Origin of the sequence: Alteromonas sp. CH_MED4-4 (genome assembly GCF_037029575.1) — a bacterium.
GTDB classification, from domain to species: Bacteria; Pseudomonadota; Gammaproteobacteria; order Enterobacterales; family Alteromonadaceae; genus Alteromonas; species Alteromonas macleodii.
This window is the reverse complement of the sequence record NZ_JAYMEU010000012.1, coordinates 58,854-75,290: the sequence shown is the minus strand read 5'-3', so window position 1 is coordinate 75,290 and position 16,437 is coordinate 58,854. Positions and strand designations below refer to the sequence as shown.

14 protein-coding genes are annotated in these 16,437 nt (G+C 45.2%); 7 read left to right on the top strand and 7 right to left on the bottom strand.

What is annotated here, in order from left to right:
* The first annotated feature begins 43 nt into the window (after positions 1-43).
* Entirely contained in the window at positions 44-2,767 is a 2,724-nt protein-coding gene (locus tag WA381_RS10375) for an ATP-binding protein (protein ID WP_075177826.1), read from the top strand.
* Between the two features lie 234 nt (positions 2,768-3,001).
* Here WA381_RS10375 and WA381_RS10370 read toward each other — a convergent pair whose 3' ends face one another.
* The 4 genes from WA381_RS10370 to ubiD form a co-directional block, all read right to left on the bottom strand.
* Positions 3,002-4,027 carry a substrate-binding periplasmic protein gene (locus WA381_RS10370; protein WP_156087375.1) on the bottom strand — a complete coding sequence of 342 codons (1,026 nt, stop codon included), beginning with the start codon at positions 4,025-4,027 and terminating at the stop codon, positions 3,002-3,004.
* Positions 4,028-4,319: 292 nt separating this feature from the next.
* Positions 4,320-5,738, bottom strand: coding sequence for a M28 family metallopeptidase (locus WA381_RS10365; RefSeq protein WP_101566059.1), 1,419 nt, complete (start codon positions 5,736-5,738; stop codon positions 4,320-4,322).
* 197 nt (positions 5,739-5,935) lie between these two features.
* Positions 5,936-6,631, bottom strand: a complete 696-nt coding sequence (gene fre, locus WA381_RS10360) for an NAD(P)H-flavin reductase (protein ID WP_049586742.1) — start codon at positions 6,629-6,631, stop codon at positions 5,936-5,938.
* Between the two features lie 99 nt (positions 6,632-6,730).
* Positions 6,731-8,197 carry a 4-hydroxy-3-polyprenylbenzoate decarboxylase gene (gene ubiD / locus WA381_RS10355; RefSeq protein ID WP_014950926.1) on the bottom strand — a complete coding sequence of 489 codons (1,467 nt, stop codon included), beginning with the start codon at positions 8,195-8,197 and terminating at the stop codon, positions 6,731-6,733.
* A gap of 294 nt (positions 8,198-8,491) precedes the next feature.
* On the opposite strand from ubiD, the gene WA381_RS10350 reads away from it, so the two are divergent.
* Entirely contained in the window at positions 8,492-8,743 is a 252-nt protein-coding gene (locus WA381_RS10350; RefSeq protein WP_014950925.1) for a TIGR02647 family protein, read from the top strand.
* Between the two features lie 178 nt (positions 8,744-8,921).
* Positions 8,922-9,566, top strand: a complete 645-nt coding sequence (locus WA381_RS10345; RefSeq protein ID WP_014977534.1) for a tetratricopeptide repeat protein — start codon at positions 8,922-8,924, stop codon at positions 9,564-9,566.
* Positions 9,567-9,703: 137 nt separating this feature from the next.
* Here WA381_RS10345 and WA381_RS10340 read toward each other — a convergent pair whose 3' ends face one another.
* Entirely contained in the window at positions 9,704-10,273 is a 570-nt protein-coding gene (locus WA381_RS10340) for a cytochrome b/b6 domain-containing protein (protein ID WP_156086988.1), read from the bottom strand.
* A gap of 101 nt (positions 10,274-10,374) precedes the next feature.
* Positions 10,375-10,656, bottom strand: coding sequence for a PepSY domain-containing protein (locus WA381_RS10335; protein WP_156086987.1), 282 nt, complete (start codon positions 10,654-10,656; stop codon positions 10,375-10,377).
* Positions 10,657-10,976: 320 nt separating this feature from the next.
* On the opposite strand from WA381_RS10335, the gene WA381_RS10330 reads away from it, so the two are divergent.
* From WA381_RS10330 to WA381_RS10320, 3 genes are all read left to right on the top strand, one after another.
* Complete coding sequence (locus WA381_RS10330) at positions 10,977-13,340, top strand: TonB-dependent receptor (protein WP_156086986.1); 2,364 nt, start codon at positions 10,977-10,979, stop codon at positions 13,338-13,340.
* A 231-nt stretch (positions 13,341-13,571) separates the two neighbouring features.
* Positions 13,572-13,820 (top strand): CopG family ribbon-helix-helix protein, encoded by a 249-nt coding sequence (locus WA381_RS10325; RefSeq protein WP_156086985.1) that lies wholly within the window; start codon positions 13,572-13,574, stop codon positions 13,818-13,820.
* Entirely contained in the window at positions 13,801-14,079 is a 279-nt protein-coding gene (locus WA381_RS10320) for a type II toxin-antitoxin system RelE/ParE family toxin (protein WP_156086984.1), read from the top strand. Before WA381_RS10325 ends, WA381_RS10320 begins: the two co-directional genes overlap by 20 nt.
* Before the next feature lie 143 nt (positions 14,080-14,222).
* On the opposite strand, the gene WA381_RS10315 is transcribed toward WA381_RS10320, so the two are convergent.
* Positions 14,223-15,923, bottom strand: a complete 1,701-nt coding sequence (locus tag WA381_RS10315) for an alkaline phosphatase D family protein (protein ID WP_156086983.1) — start codon at positions 15,921-15,923, stop codon at positions 14,223-14,225.
* A gap of 228 nt (positions 15,924-16,151) precedes the next feature.
* Between WA381_RS10315 and WA381_RS10310 the strand changes: the two genes are divergently transcribed.
* Positions 16,152-16,376: a hypothetical protein gene (locus WA381_RS10310; protein ID WP_231506577.1), complete on the top strand. Its 225-nt coding sequence runs from the start codon at positions 16,152-16,154 to the stop codon at positions 16,374-16,376.
* Positions 16,377-16,437: the final 61 nt, after the last annotated feature.

Genomic DNA, 16,437 nt, shown 5'->3' with positions numbered 1-16,437 from the left:
ACACACGACGAAAGCTTGCTTTCTTGATACTTGGCGCAAAGTAATGCAAACAATTGACAATACCCCTACAACGCTTCAAAACTGTGAAGATGAAGCTATCCACTTGATTGAAAGCGTACAAAGTTTTGGGTATGTCATAGCCATTAACCCTAGTACCAAAAAAATTCAGGTGGTGAGCGAGAACATCAATGACATGTTCAACGTAGACGTCGTTCCCGGTGAAACACTTATCACTGAACTGATTGACATTCCCTCTCCTGAAGCGCGCACATTCCAGACTATTCACGATGCTGTAAAAGGCGGAAATGTACGCCACGCCTACCAGTGGAAGTTTGCTGAAAATGCGCTCCATCTCAAAGATTGGGAGAAAGAGGGCAGTGGTGTTGCCTTCGATTCAAATGGCCTGTTGGTTATAGAGCTTGAGCCAACCCCTCAACTAAGCTTTGAGGCGGCGCAGCAATGGGTGCCAATGGATGTAGATATTCGCGCATTGTTACCCAATGTCGATGACCGCGACTCCATAGGGGATGTTGCCGATGCTATCGCTCAGGTATTTAAGCAATACATAGGTTTCGACTCGGTCATGGTTTATCAGTTTGACAAAACCTACTGTGGTGAAGTGATTGGTGAAGCCGCAAGTGCAGATTCTCGCTCATTCAAAGGGTTGAAGTTTCCCGCTTCAGATATCCCTAGTCAGGCCCGTGAACTGTATCTAAAAAATCGAGTGCGCTGTGTCTACGATGTAGAAGAGCAAGTTATAGGCCTTAAGCCTTCGGTTAAGGAGGCTGAACGTCCGCCATTGGATTTATCAATGTCAATGGTTCGCTCTGTTTCGCCTATGCACATTGCCTACCTTAAAAATATGGGGATCCGTTCTTCATTTTCAGTTTCGCTTGTTTTTGAGGGTAAGCTGTGGGGATTGTTAGCATGCCACAACAGTGAACCTGCTTACATCGACCAGAAGAAACGTTTAGTTTGCGAATCATTAGGTCACCTTTATGCCTGGCAGCTTCACACGAAAGCACTGCATAAAAAGAAAGAGCAATTTCAAATTCGCCAACGCAAGCTGAACTATATTGTTCATCAGCTTACTTCATTCACGAACCCGCTTGAGGCCATCACGCAGAAAGAAGGAGACTTACTGGATGTTGCTGATTCGTGCGGTATGGCGGTGGTTACCCCTACGGGCAACTATCTGGTTGGTAAGACTCCCACAGAGAAAACCTTGGCAAAATTACTCGAAAAATTTGCCATTAGCGGCTCTGAGCAGTCCATTGCCATAAACCGATTAACAAATGAAATTTTAGATAGCGGCGACCTAAACGGCATTCGAGGCATGTATATTTCCTGCGTGTCTTCAAAACTGGGCTACTACACGGTTTGGTTTAGAGAGCAGAAAGACAAGACCATACGTTGGGCGGGGCGCGATGCGGCCAGAAAAGATATTGGAAAGTCTCTTACCCCTCGTAATTCGTTTGATATGTATTTGCAAAGTGTCGCTGATGAATCGGTAGAGTGGACCGAAGATGATCAACTAATCATTGAAGGTTTTGACCATCTGTTTATACCTTACGCGCTAAGCTTAAAAGCGTCGCTCGATAAGCAAATTAGTAAATTAGAAGAGCTGGATAAAGCGAAAGATCAGTTTCTTGCCAGCATTTCTCACGAGCTACGTTCACCACTTAACTCTATTGTGGGGTGGACCGATTTAGCGCTTATGGATGTCGGCAATGTGGACAGAATGACTGATGCCCTTGGGGTGATAAAGCGCGCGGCATCAACTCAGGCAGCACTGATCAACGACATTCTCGATTTATCTCGTATTATTTCAGGCACGATGAAGCTCAGTACCCATTCGCTTAATATTGCTGGTTCTATATCTGAAGTTGCCAAATCTTTCGAGGCTGGGTTTGCGAGCAAGAATATTCAGCTATCGATAAATTGCGAAGACGATCACACGCAAATTCTGGGTGACAATCTCCGTATAAAACAGGTTATCAATAACCTGTTGAGCAATGCGCTTAAGTTCACGTCGAAAGGCGGTACTGTGCATGTAAGAGGTCGAAGAGAACATTCGAACTACCTTTTCCGCGTTAAAGACAATGGCAAAGGTATGACGCGCGAGCAGCTATCTCATGTTTTCGAACGTTTTTATCAGGGCAAAAACGAGCACAACAAACATGGGTTGGGCTTGGGCCTGTCTATTGTGAAAAGTTTAGTAGAGATGCACGGTGGTGAAATTTATGCTGAAAGCGACGGACCTAATACAGGAACAACGTTTTACGTAACGCTGCCTATTGCGCCGCTTAATTTGCACGACGACATTATTGAAACTAAGAACTCTGAAATTAGCGACCTGACTGAGTCTTTGCGTTTGAACGGCTTACGGATTTTAGTCGCAGAAGATGAGCAAGACGCCCGTGATTTCATAAAGCTATTTCTAGAATCTAACGGCGCGCGAGTTAATGTTGTGAAGAACGGCCTGTTAGCATGGAAAGAAATTAACGATATGCCAGAAGCCTTCGATCTTCTGCTATCGGATATTGGTATGCCGGAAATGGACGGGCTGGGTTTAGTTTTAAAAATAAGAGCCAGTGAAATACCAGAAATTGCAAAGCTTAATGCCGTAGCACTGACCGCTTATGCCTATACATCTGATCGCGTTAAAGCACTTAAAGCTGGCTTTAACAACTATGTGTCAAAGCCAGTCGATGGCGAAGAATTGCTGACTATTCTGGAAATGTACTTGCCAGAAACGACACACTAACGCAGCCGACTCCCCGTCTTTTTTGCAACCTTTGATCAGCAGAATTGCGAAGATAGAGCGCGAAGATAGAGCGTTAACAAGGCTGACGCATATCTTTGAATAGGCCGTTTAGTTTAAGCAACGACAGGTATGCTTTGTAGTGTAGAAGTCGCGTAGTCGACTTCGTGTTTCTCTACCTAATTTAATGCCTTTCAACGCTCATTGCTTTCAAAGTTCACCGAAGTCAAAATTCATCTACCAGCGGCGAAGCAATTGTTGGTAGGTGGTTTTATCTAACAGCGACTCGCGGGGCGACGAACTTTCTGCATCGGGAAGGGCTGCACGCGCTTCCTCAAGCGATGCATATCTATCCCCGTCAATATAAAACGCGCTGGCTTCAGATGTAGGTTTACCGTCAAGGGAATAGGCGGTGTTTAACAAGTCTGACGTGGTAGTTATGTTGCTGTGCCCGATAAAGTCGGCAACGCCATCGCCATTCACATCTTTGGTGAGCCAAGCTAACTCAAGTGGCTGATTTAATTCCCCCGAATTCTGCATTGTCGACACAGCTTGATTGAATTGCGCAACAATCCTTTCAGCGTTAGCAACATTTTTGCTGATAGCTATTTGAAATCCGGTTTTTGCTAGAGGTTTTGCTGAAAAGTGCAGGGTTTCTTCATTATCGTTAGCCAGCAGTATGTTTAGCTCTCGCGCAAGCAGCTGGGTGGTAATTAAGTAAGGCGCTCTATCGTCGGCAAGTTGGCGAAATGCATCAAAAGTAGTGGGGTTGCGTGACCACTTTATATCTTTCAGCAGTCTGAATGAGGGCGTATTCGCAAAGCGATTTTCAATAGCGACCCGGTTGTCTTTTAAATGAGGAAAAAGCTTTATTGCCTCAACGTCCGCCTCTTTGCTTACCGCGTAAAGGTAAATGGGTAAGTAGATATCGGATAGAACATAGTTGCTGCTATCCTCGCCCAAATTAACGTAGGCAAATTCACCGTCTAGCTTACCTGTCAGTACAGAACTGCCCAAAAAAGCTTGTCGCATAACCTGAAGTTGGATATCCAACTCCGCCTTCTGAAACACCTTTTCGAGCAGTGTGTTAACTCGAGCAGGCTCCCCATCGTCGCTTATGTAGGTCTCGAAGGAAGCTGCACCTAATTTGGTAGGGGCGGCATGTAATTGCGAAATATTTAAACAACAAAGGGCTAGGCTTATGCCTAATAAAGAAAGACGTTGAGTGAAAATAGAGAGCGAGAACGCGCTGAATCTTACCAAAGGTGAACTCCGAACTGCCGTCATACATTTACTACACTGTAATGCAGTTAGTCGCTTAATTCCAATAAACACGTACTGGCTTAAATTAACAAAATGTAAGCGACATCAATATATTGAGTGTAGTGTCCACGTTTATATTAGCTTTTATTAAGTAAAGTCATTCGCGACGATAAGCCGGTTTCACTACCAGCTTAACGTCACGAACTTGATTGCATGCGTAATTGGGGGCGTAATTGGATGCGTATAAGCGCGCTCAATATAGGCGCTCAACATAAACGCTCAATTTAAACGCTTATTCTCCAAAGCTTCCCGCAGGACCTGGATAAACCACTACGCTTTCAACACCGTCCTTGTTAACGCTGGCTACGCCAAAGAAGTAGTTGTCGATAACGACGTTCTCAAGCATGGCCTCGGTGACATTACCCACATATTTACTGTATTCCCATTGCGGAGCATCAGTATGACGCCAGTATACTTTGTACCCTTTAAGTTGAGGGTTCTCTTCCGCGTCTAGTGCATCCCACTTTAAAAATGTTGAAGGTTGAACTGCACCGGCAATTTCTACATTTGCAGGTGGATTCGGTGCCCACGCCATTGCAGCAAGTGAAACAGCATTAAGGCCAGTAAGTTTGGCAGCGTAATCAAAGTCGACGCCATCCAAGGTGTCACCATAGGCAATACCGTCTTCTACGCGAAGGTCTTGATGCTGGCGGGTGTAGTTTTCGTTAGTTTCCATAATACGAATACCCGGGTAGCCCAAGTCGTTGAACGGGCGGTGATGGCCGCCACGACCAAAACGGTCCAAGCGATAAATCACCATCGTGTCTAAATTCTCAATATACTGATCGGCAATTTTATCGATGTAACGGGCAAGGTTACGGCTTGGTGAGTCAACTTCACCCCCGGTGAAACGTCGCATGCGTGCTTCCTTATCCGTTTCGGTTACGCGTGTACCTTCAGCAAACAAGCGAGCGGTGGTGTTGTTAATCACACCGTTAACCCCTTCGATATTGCCTATCATGTCATTATTGAGCACGGCTTTAATTCGCCAGCCGTCTTCCTTGGCTTGGTTTGCCATAATACGCCCGCCGAAAAGCCCTTGCTCTTCACCAGATAAAGCAGCATACACGATACTGCCGTTAAACTTGTATTTGGATAGTACTCGCGCAGCTTCAAGGGTACCGGCAACACCAGAGGCGTTGTCGTTTGCCCCTGGTGAGTCAGAGGTGAAGTCCATTACATCAGACACCCGTGAATCGATGTCGCCTGACATGATGACGTAACGGTCTGGATCGGTGGTACCGCGTTGTATCGCGATAACGCTAACCACTTCTACTGGGTCGGGAATACGTTTTTCTCCGCTGATGACTTCCGACTGGTAGTACACTTCTAAGCAGCCACCACACTCGGCTGAAATTTTATCAAATTCAGATTTAATCCAACGTCGCGCAGCACCAATACCACGAGTATCGGACTCGGTTTCAGAAAGGGTATGGCGTGTACCAAAGTTCACCAGCGTAGTAATGTCTTTTTCAATGTTTTCAGCGGAAACATTTTTGGCAATATCATAAAGTGCTTGCTGCTGCTCGCTTTGTGCGTGAGCGGAGAATGACGCTGTGCTACTTACCAATACAGCTGATGCCAGTACTTTCGTTAATTCAGTTCTTATTTTTGCACTTATACTAGCTAGTGCGGGTCGGTTTTTTATCATTGTTATCTCCTGTTTTTATTTTTTCACCATAACGAATACGTGGCAAAGCTACAATTAGAGTAAACGTGTTTAATGGTTGGTCATCGCAAGGCATCGCGATTGAAAAACGGAGTAAGACGTTGGGAATGAAAAATGACTTTAAAAAAACAAAAAAGCCGGCATTCGCCGGCTTTCAGAATATGGGTTTACGCTAGCGCTTAAATAAACGCAAACGCGTCGCCAAACAGGTTCTCAACTTTTAAGCCGCGTTGTGTAAAATCATCGCGTACGACTTTGGCCATTTCAAAGCGACCTGCTACGTAAACCTGAATATTGGCAAAGTCAGCGTGGTCTGCCATTACCGCATGGTGTACCCAGCCCGTTCTGCCTTTCCATTCGTCGCATGCAAACTCTACAACCGGCACAAAAGTGAAGTGTTCGTTAGCTTCAGCGAGCTCAGTTAGCTTGTCAGCTAAATACAAATCAGCCGCGTGTTTTCCACCCCAATAAAGGGTAAGTGGTGTCTTGTCGCCGCTGTTAAGATGCTCTTGCAGAATAGAGTAGGTATATGAGAAGCCAGTACCACCAGCAATAAGCACCATAGGCAGGCCATTACTTTGCAAAAAGGCATTGCCATTGCCCACATTTACAGTAATTTCGCCATCCGCACGCATGCGCTCTAGCACTTCACCAGCGTAGCTGTTGCCAGGCTCTGCGCCAATGTGTAATTCAATGCGGCTATTATCAAATGCGGCATTGGCAATAGAAAATGGACGCATATCTTTTTCGCCCATTACCACCATGGCGTACTGACCCGCCTTAAACTCAACAGGGCTTTCTGGCGTTAATTCAACTTTTTGAACCACTTCGGTTAAAGGCGTGATGCTTGCAACCTTACACTTAATTTCTGACATGTATTCTCTTCTAACCTTCTTGCTTAGCGTGTCGCCTTTTCATGCGCTTAAAAAAAAGCGCATGCTTCAATACAAAATAAATAGCGCTAAAAATAGTCGCTACATAATACCAAGACTGTCCCAAATATCATCAACGCGTTTCTTAACGTCTTCGTCCATCACAATAGGTACGCCCCATTCTCGGTCGGTCTCGCCCGGCATTTTATTGGTGGCGTCCATTCCCATTTTAGAACCTAGCCCTGAAACGGGGGACGCAAAATCCAAGTAGTCGATAGGCGTATTTTCTATCATTACCGTGTCGCGGGCTGGGTCCATACGGGTGGTGATAGCCCAAATAACATCGTTCCAGTCACGCGCGTTGACGTCGTCATCGCACACTATCACAAATTTGGTGTACATGAACTGGCGCAAGAACGACCACACACCCATCATCACCCGTTTCGCATGCCCTGGATACTGTTTCTTCATCGTCACCACTGCCATGCGATAAGAACATCCTTCAGGCGGTAAGTAGAAGTCGACAATTTCAGGGAACTGCTTTTGCAAAATGGGCACAAACACTTCGTTTAGCGCAACACCTAAAATAGCTGGCTCATCTGGTGGACGGCCTGTATAGGTCGAATGATAGATAGGATCTTTACGATGGGTAATATGAGTAACGGTAAATACAGGGAAGTCGTCGACTTCATTGTAGTAACCGGTGTGATCTCCATAAGGGCCCTCAGGTGCTGTTTCATCTTGTGCGATATAGCCTTCAAGCACAATCTCGGCACTGGCAGGTACTTGTAAGTCGTTACTAATAGACTTAACTACTTCGGTTTTATCACCACGTAGTAAGCCCGCAAAAGCATATTCAGAAAGGGTATCTGGAACAGGAGTAACTGCACCTAAAATGGTAGCGGGATCTGCGCCAAGGGCCACAGATACCGGGTAGGGTTCGCCTGGGTGTGTTTGACACCACTCACGAAAATCAAGGGCGCCACCACGGTGTGACAACCAGCGCATAATAAGTTTGTTTTTGCCGATAACCTGCTGACGGTAAATGCCCAGATTCTGGCGCTTCTTATGCGGCCCTTTAGTAACACTCAAACCCCATGTTACCAAAGGCGCAGCGTCACCCGGCCAGCAGCGCTGTACCGGAATTTTCGATAAGTCTACGTCGTCACCGGTAAGCACCACTTCCTGACAAGGGGCTTTTTTAAGGACTTTGGCAGGCATATTAAGCACCTGCTTAAATACTGGCAGCTTCTCCCAAAGATCTTTCAGCCCCTTAGGCGGCTCAGGCTCTTTCAAATAAGCCAGTAGCTTGCCTACTTCACGCAGTGCTTCAACAGACTCTTGACCCATGCCCATAGCTACGCGCTCTGGTGTACCAAACAAATTTGCCAATACGGGCATGTCGTGATTTTTAGGGTTTTCAAATAACAGCGCAGGGCCACCGGCACGCAACGTCCTGTCGGCTATTTCTGTCATTTCAAGGTCGGTATCAATGGGCTGGGTAATGCGTACCAATTCACCTTTAGCTTCTAGCTGGCGAATAAAGTCGCGTAAATCTTTGTACTTCATCAGTGCAGGTGCATCCACAAACTCAATTTATGGCAAGAATATACTATTTAGCGCCAAAGTCCGATCAGTAAGCGCCGTGTTTACACGATTAAACGTTTTACAGATAAATTACGCTTTACAGAGGTGCCATTTGGGTGTGATATAAGAAAGCGTTAAAAATATTAACAAATCTAGGGCTAACAGTGCTTTGGTGTGTTCGCTTCGGTATAGGTTGTTACCATAGTGCTTTGCCGAGGTGTTTTACAGTGGCCAGCGTGCTAAATCCCTACTAACCCTTTTGCCTAAGGTGGTTACATGAGTTCATTCGATCAGGACATGTTAGACGAATTAAATTTGTTACTGAAGTTTCCAACAGACAGCCTACTTCAAGGTTTAAAAATTCATCACGATGCAAGCCAAAGCATGGTGAACGCAGCATCCAGGCTATACTCCAAAGGCCTAATCACCCAGCCAGACGGTGGTTACCTAACTGATTTAGGTATTGACCTAGCAGATCACGCCCGCCATATCCAATCGGCCATGTGCCCACGAAAAAGTAGTCACTAAAAGCAAGATGCTGGCGTACGGTTAAATGCAGGTGGTCAACATAAAGTTGAAAGCAGATATGAGCTGGCCGCAGACGCTCATGTGTCCATTCGTAAAGAAAAGTATGTCTTGGTTAAGATAATCTATAATTAGTCGATACCTTAACTAAGACATTGTAATCAACACATACTCTTTTGCTATGAAACGTATTCTACACACAGCCTTATTTATCTGCGCGACTGTCACCGGCTTTTCCGCTCATGCTCTTGAAGGGGAAACGATTGAAGAGCTTCGCGCAGTTCAGCTTTACAGCCAAGATGCCTTAATCGATATGATTAATGCTAATACGCATTTAGACAAAGTAGTGGCTGATCGATGCCAATTAGTACAAGACATTGAAGCGCGTGCCAACGTGTTGAAAGTACCGGCCTACCAGTTTTTATGGGGAGATATGCTGGCATGGGGCGTGTGCGTAGACGCTGAACCTGCCCGTGGTATTGGCTACATGGAAGATGCCGCGAATCAAGGTTTGCCAGCAGCACTAGAGCAATTGGGGCGTTACTATGCAAAGGGCACGCTTGTGCAGCAGGATAAATCTCGCGCCGTAGTGTATTTGCGTGAAGCCGCTGCGCTTAAAAACCTAAAAGCGCAAATTCACTTGGTTGAGTTGTTTTTGGACGGTTATGGCAGTCCTTACGATTATGAAGACGCATACCACTGGCTTTATAACTCGGTGACCAACGATAAAAAGCAGCATCAGCAAATTGCGTCTTACCTCGCTCGCTTAGAAAAATTAATGCACCCGAAAGCCGTGCGAGAGGCAAAGCGGCCTTTAGATAGTTAAAAGCCACAAGCGGCGAGGTGATAACGAACACCTGCAGGCAACTAAAATCTTTAGGGCAGAAAGGCTGGCAAACAGAACAAGCCAGCTTCTGCAAAAGCGTATTTATGTCCGTAGCACATCTATGTCTTTACGTAGGCTTAACGCTTACGCCAGCCAGTAAGCATAGGGCGAACTAACTGAATATTACCCATACGTTGTACAGCAAACACGGAAGCAATATGCACCAACACACAGCCGTACAATACATCAGCCATAATGCTGTGTATCCATTCCAGCGTACTATTGCCAAACAGTGCATCTATTTCTTCCATCATAAAACCGGTAATACCTAAACCCAGCAGTAGCGTGATAACGGCCATTATCATTAGCCAGCCGAAAGGGTTGTGGCCATGGTGAGTGGGAATTTTCTTTTGTTTTACGTGCTGAATATGTTCAGCGAAGGCTTGTTGACGCAATGATACTTTAGAAAAGCTTGCGTATTCAGTAGCAACCCTTTTACTTCCGTCGAATTTGGTGGATAAAATGCCCCAGCCAATCCTTATAGATATGAGCGCTACCGCCATATAACCGGCTATTTCATGATAAAGGCGACCTGGCTCTACAATAAAATAGTTGGTCACAAAGGTAACGACAAGGCCCCAGTGGCACACGCGCACAATCCAATCCCAAATATAAATATCTGAACCCGTGTCTTTAGCTTTGTGCATTACGTGACTTTCTCAGGGTAAAACAAAAACGCTGCAATAGTTTGCAGCGTTTTTATCAAGTTTTAAAGCAAGCGTTCGATGAACCGTTTGCTAAACAGAATTTACTGCATTTCTTTTTTAACAATGCTGCCATCAACAGGGTTAAAGTAAATCTCTACTTTGTTCTCTTCTTTATCGAAGCCGTAGATTTCGTAGCAGTTACCGCCTGTCACTTTAAATTCGTTGATTTTGTAGCCTTGCGCTAATAGCTGAGCCTGAAACGCATCTTGGTTTTGCCATTCAGCTTCCGGCGCAGTAGTACACTGAGTGGTGCCGTGCTCTGCACTACATGCGCTTAATAAGGTCGCGGCGCCAATAGCCGTAGCCATCATTAGTTTTTTCATTGCAGTCTCCGTTTCGCTTTTTATTTAAAAGTTCTTTCTACCCTACTTAAATATTGTACTGACATTGTTCTTTTGTGCATAGAGGTTGCACAACTTTGTTGTACAGAATTGAGTTCTGTTTGGTTTCATAAACGGGGCACAGAATACTTGTCACAAAATTGCCTCCGACATGTCACGGATAGTTCATCGAACCGTCTCAAAAGCGCTCTACATTCTTTTGCTTCGATAATTCTAAAAGGTAAGCAATGTCGCCAATCTATAGGCGAAATGCTTATAAAAACACACAAAACATACTGTAAGCACACAAAAGGAATGATTTGATGCGTCCTCTGTACCCACGAACGGTTTATCCACGCTCTATGCTTGCCACAACAATTGCATTTGCACTATCAAGCGCCGTAATTGCACAAGAAGTAGCGCCCGACACTGAAAACGAAACTGACTATATAGAAGAGATTACGGTAACCGCACAAATGCGTGAGCAGTCCGTTATGGATGTGCCTGTTACTATGGATGTAATAGGTAGCGAGTTCTTAGAGCGCACCAATATCATGGAACTTGATGAGCTTTCTCGTATTTTACCTAACGTTCAAATTCAAGAGCAGGCCGTAAGCTTACCGTCTTTTAATATTCGAGGCGTGACTGACGACGTATCTTCGGTGTCGGCAACGCCTCGCATCTCTGTATATCAAGATGGCTTTGATATCAGTAAAAAGACGGTAGCCAGCGTCGCGCTTTTTGATATTGCGCGCGTAGAGGTTTTAAAAGGCCCCCAGCCAACCTTGTTTGGTGTAGCGGCAGCCAATGGTGCGGTGAGTATTCATTCTAATCTTCCCACCTTCGAACAAGAAGGCAAGGTGCAGGTTGGCTATAACTCAGAGCAAGGGCAAGAACTTGAATTCATGTATAACCAACCTATTAACGACAACCACAGTTTTCGTATAGCAGGTCTTTATCGCGAAATGGACGGCATTGTAGAAAACAATGCCTGTAGCGCAGATTCCTATTACGGTAATGCAAATATGTACAACCATCTTGGTGAAGAAGTGCCGTGCAACAGCGAAGATCTTCAGGGTGTTTCAGTACAAGCACTACGTGCAACATGGCGAGCGAATTACGATCAGCTTGAAATCATTGCGCGCGCAGCCATGGAGTATAACGACCAGCCGGGCATTGCCTTCAAATCAGGCTCTATCGCCCCCAATGGCGGAGATACTAGCCCTTTTACTGATGCTGAATTTAGTTTAGGCAGTGAACTAGGCATTGAACGAACGCTTCAAGCTTATGACTTAACCGTAAACTACGATTTCAACCAAATGCTCAGTCTGCATGCCGACGCATACTATAAAGATGTAGAAGTAAGCGAAGGTTTTGATGCTGATGGTTCAGCGTTGCGTATTCAAGATGCCTATTTCGATAACGATGCCACGCTTAAAGGTGCGTCAATGCGTTTAGTGTATGACTCGGGTGATAAATTGGCCGCGTTTGTAGGTGCGTCCATTACTCAAGACGATTCTATTTTGCCCTACTATGTGATGGTAGACCCATTTGTACGTGGTACCTTCGATGCGGTAAAAGCACAGCTTGAGGCCACCTCAAACATTCCGCTAAATCAGAATATCGCTACTGACGCATCGTTAGAAGAAATAGAAGCACTGCGTGCGATGTTAGTGTCGCAACTGTTTAATGAAGATGGTTCTCCTATTTCTAACCCTGCACTGCCGCCTATTATGATACAAGGGCCGTTTATATTTGAAGCTGAACTTGATATAGCGTCTTATGTTGCTGAAGTGTCGTATTTTGTTACCGACGACATCAACATTACTGCTGGCGTGCGCTATATAGACGAAACACGTTATACCCGTAATACTTATACTACTGCAGATGGTGCATTTACGTTCGATGCCGAGCGCGATTTTGACGATACCCTGCCGCGCTTTGCCGTAAGCTATGATATTAATAACAACTGGAACGTATACGCGAACTACGCAAGGGGACGACGTTCACCAGTTGTGGATGCTAACGCAGGTGGCGTTAATGTGACTAAACCTGAAATAGTAGACAGTTACGATTTAGGTATTAAATACCAAAGCGCGAACTTCCTGTTCTCAGGTGCTATTTTCACCTACGAATACAGCGATTATCAGCAAAGCTTTACCGACGCAGAAACCTTACAGTCTATTACTGTAACGGTAGGCGACTCGACCATGTCGGGTATTGAAGGCATGGCGACCTATAACTACAGCGAGACGCTGACGCTAACAGCAAGCCTTGGTTTCCTTGATGCCGAATTTGCAGACAATACTGCTGATGGATCTGAGTTCCAATACGGTGGCAATAAGTTCCGCTTAGCGCCAGAAGTTAGCGGCGCGATAAACATCAACAAAGTATTCAATATGGACAGTTTTGACATTGATGTTAACTGGCTTACCAGCTTCCAGTCAGAAGTGTTTTTTGAAAGCAGCAATTACCCTGGTCTTTCTCAAGATACTTACTCACTGACTGATGTATCGGTGAAGCTGCTTCAAGACAACAGCAAGTTTGCCTATGAGTTTTACGTGAACAACCTGTTTGATAAAGAATTCTTGATTGATGCTGGTAATACGGGCGGTGGATTGGGTATTCCTACCTTCGTACGCGGGATGCCACGCATTGCTGGTGTGCGTGTTTATTACGAGTTCTAGAAGTAAAGAGTAAGAGAGTACCTATTCCCGTCAATATGCCCCTATTTTGATGGGAATAGGACGTAACTTAAATTGTATGGATTACAAGAAGGAGTATCAGAGGCTCTGATTTTAGTTGGTACAATTTAACTATAATGTCTTGCACTCTGTCTTTGTTGATGAATAGCAAAGAAGACATTGAATGCTAGTGCAATTACAATAAAGATTCTCAGAGAACCTCGGAGAATCTACATGCCTTTAAAAGCTACCTCAGTGAGATTAGATGATGAAACACTTGCACGTGTAGGCGAAATGGCTAAGGCGATGGACAGACCTAGGACGTGGCTGATGGCCGAAGCCATCAAGCAGTACGTTGCTCGCGAAGAGTGGTTTATCCAAGAGGTGGAAAAAGGAGTGAAAGCCGCTGATGAGGGACGCTTGACCGACCATACTGATGTCAAAGCTAAGTGGGAGGCTAAGCGTGCAGCTCAAATGGACTGATCTTGCAGGTACCGATTTAGAGAAAATTGAAGCTCATATTGCTCAAGAAAATAGCCCCTCTGTAGCTATTGACGTTGTCATGAACATTATTGATAGTTCGCACCTAGTCTTATCAGAACATCCTAGAGCAGGCCGCCATGGCCGATTGAAGAATACGCGGGAACTTGTGATTAATGGCCCGCCGTTTATCGTAATATATCGAGAAAACATCATTACAAATTGCATCGAAATACTACGTGTTCTTCATGATGCTCAGTAATAACCGAGCGCAGATTAAAAACACACTATTTGTTCAAAGCACTAAGCTCGTTGTGAGACTTGTAAGGTAGCGTTTGTAGCCTTTAACTTTATAAATAACGTGTATAGGCTCAAGCCTATACACGCTTATAAAATTGTAGAAAGCTATGCCTTAATCTCAAAGCTATGCGTGTTAACCACCTTTCCAGCCTTGGTCAAAATTGCATCCACATAGTGCCACGTGGCTTTTGCGCTGTCTTCGCTAACGGTCAATGTCATAAAACCGCGCTGGTGAAGATTACAGTACTGCAAATCTTCAATTAGAAGCGGTAGGTCGTCTGCAAGCGTTTCTGCCATTTCATCATCCATGCTTAAGTAATGTTCCATACCGGGTGATGTCACGCCTGGTGTGGCAAGTTCAACCCCTACCTCTTTACCATCTTTAAGGGTTAATTTATTATGCCAAGCATTATGTGTATCACCTGCAAGGGCAATAATTGGCTTGCCGATGGACTTAAGCTGCATCAGCACCTGTTCCCGCTCAACAGGGTAGCCATCCCACGCGTCTAGGTTATATGGCATTACGGTATTAATAAGCGCCTGCTCTTGCTCACTGAGTGCGCCACCTTGCATTTGTTTGCGTTTAATATTCGCGAGCCTATGTACATGGGCAGGTATTGCTTTGCGTTCAACGCCGTTAAAAATAGATACAGGGAAAAGCATGCGGCCTATTAATAGCTGTTGCCCTAACACCTGCCATTTAGCCTGGCTTTGCTGCATAGACGAATGTAGCCAGTTGCGTTGGGTTTCACCGAGTAAGCCGCGGTTCGGGTTGCCGATGTCTTTCATAAAGCGCGCTTGGTCAAACGCTTTAGTTTCAGCATCGCGATAGTTGGCGTATTCAAGCTGTTTGTCGCGGGCAAGAACGCGGGTGTCGAGCATGTATAAGTCAAGAAGTTTACCAAAAGTAAACTGACGATAAATTTCTAAGCGCTCGGTGCCAAACGGTGGGCGAATAGGTAGCCATTCATAATAGGCTTGAACGGCCGCTGCACGGCGTGCATAAAAATCGCCTTCATCAGCTTGGTGATTTTCCGCGCCATCCTTGTAGGTGTCGTTAGTGATTTCATGGTCATCCCACACAACAATAAATGGCTTGTTTTGATGCAACGACAGCAAGCCTTCATCTGTGCGATATAGCGCATAGCGATTGCGATAGTCGGTTAGCGTATAAAGCTCGGTATCGTTATCTGGCGCATAGGTCCTGCCAATTTCCTTGGCGTGCTCAGTTGCGTAACCTTCACCATCGTACTCATAAATGTAGTCACCAAGGTGTAATACATAATCGATGTTGTCGTCTTTCGCTGCTTCCATGTAAGGCGTGAAAAAGCCAGCGGGGTAGTTGGAACAAGAAAATATGCCGAACGTGACGTTAGACACATCGGCTTCAGGTAGCGTACGGGTTTCACCCACTGGGCTTGTATTATCAGCGCTTTTAAACCGGTAAAAATAACGGCTTGCTGGGGTAAGGCCTGTTACGTCTACCTTTACGGTAAAGTCATGCGTTGCTTTAGCTTCAACTATCCCGCTACTTACCACGTTGGCAAAATCAGCATCGCTTGCCATTTCCCATAAAATATTGGCTTTTGCTAAACCCGAGCCTGACTCTGTTGTCGGGGCGGCGCGCGTCCAGATAATAACGGCGTCTTTTAACGGGTCGCCACTAGCCACACCATGGGTAAAGGTAGCGTTAGTTTGCGGTTGGCTATTTGCTGAATTGCTCACTGTGCAGCCCGCTAGCCCTGTAGACACTGCCACGCTCGCACCTGCGAATGACGACAGCTTTATAAACGTTCTTCTATCCATATGCCTGCTCTTTATAAGTTTGTAAGGTAACTGGTGATGTCATTGTTTTGTTGAACGCTCATGCAACAAAAACCCATTTTTATACTGAGTGTTTGTGACATAGAGATGTCAGGCTTAGTTGAATCAATAACAGTACGTTAGATCGAAGTTTACGTTTTAGATTCTGGTTAATATATGAACATCTTTTTGAAGCGAAATTACCTCTGTGGTAATCTTATGGGTAGTTGGATGGCAATTGTAAGCTTTCTACATCAAAAGCTACTTTCAATGTGGCTCTCTGATTACGATGAATGGCTGCCGTTAGCATATCGTCATGAAGTCTGGAACGCGTTGTTCGATTTAGATGCTGCCTCACATGTATCAGATTTGCTAGATATCGGAGCAGTAAGCCCTGAAGGAAGCGCCCTTTGGTATGTGACTATCACGGTGAATAATGTAGAACCTAGAATCTAGAACCTAGTGGCGCGGTAACTTGCTATTTTAACGATGGTGACTGTTTCAGCCTTGATTACAG

Excerpts from the sequence above, each read along its gene's own strand:
- WA381_RS10375 (WP_075177826.1), top strand. The coding sequence starts at position 44 with ATGCAAACAATTGACAATACCCCTACAACGCTTCAAAACTGTGAAGAT.
- WA381_RS10365 (WP_101566059.1), bottom strand. The coding sequence starts at position 5,738 with ATGATAAAAAACCGACCCGCACTAGCTAGTATAAGTGCAAAAATAAGA.
- fre (WP_049586742.1), bottom strand. The coding sequence starts at position 6,631 with ATGTCAGAAATTAAGTGTAAGGTTGCAAGCATCACGCCTTTAACCGAA.
- ubiD (WP_014950926.1), bottom strand. The coding sequence starts at position 8,197 with ATGAAGTACAAAGATTTACGCGACTTTATTCGCCAGCTAGAAGCTAAA.
- WA381_RS10350 (WP_014950925.1), top strand. The coding sequence starts at position 8,492 with ATGAGTTCATTCGATCAGGACATGTTAGACGAATTAAATTTGTTACTG.
- WA381_RS10345 (WP_014977534.1), top strand. The coding sequence starts at position 8,922 with ATGAAACGTATTCTACACACAGCCTTATTTATCTGCGCGACTGTCACC.
- WA381_RS10340 (WP_156086988.1), bottom strand. The coding sequence starts at position 10,273 with ATGCACAAAGCTAAAGACACGGGTTCAGATATTTATATTTGGGATTGG.
- WA381_RS10335 (WP_156086987.1), bottom strand. The coding sequence starts at position 10,656 with ATGAAAAAACTAATGATGGCTACGGCTATTGGCGCCGCGACCTTATTA.
- WA381_RS10330 (WP_156086986.1), top strand. The coding sequence starts at position 10,977 with ATGCGTCCTCTGTACCCACGAACGGTTTATCCACGCTCTATGCTTGCC.
- WA381_RS10325 (WP_156086985.1), top strand. The coding sequence starts at position 13,572 with ATGCCTTTAAAAGCTACCTCAGTGAGATTAGATGATGAAACACTTGCA.
- WA381_RS10315 (WP_156086983.1), bottom strand. The coding sequence starts at position 15,923 with ATGGATAGAAGAACGTTTATAAAGCTGTCGTCATTCGCAGGTGCGAGC.
- WA381_RS10310 (WP_231506577.1), top strand. The coding sequence starts at position 16,152 with ATGGCAATTGTAAGCTTTCTACATCAAAAGCTACTTTCAATGTGGCTC.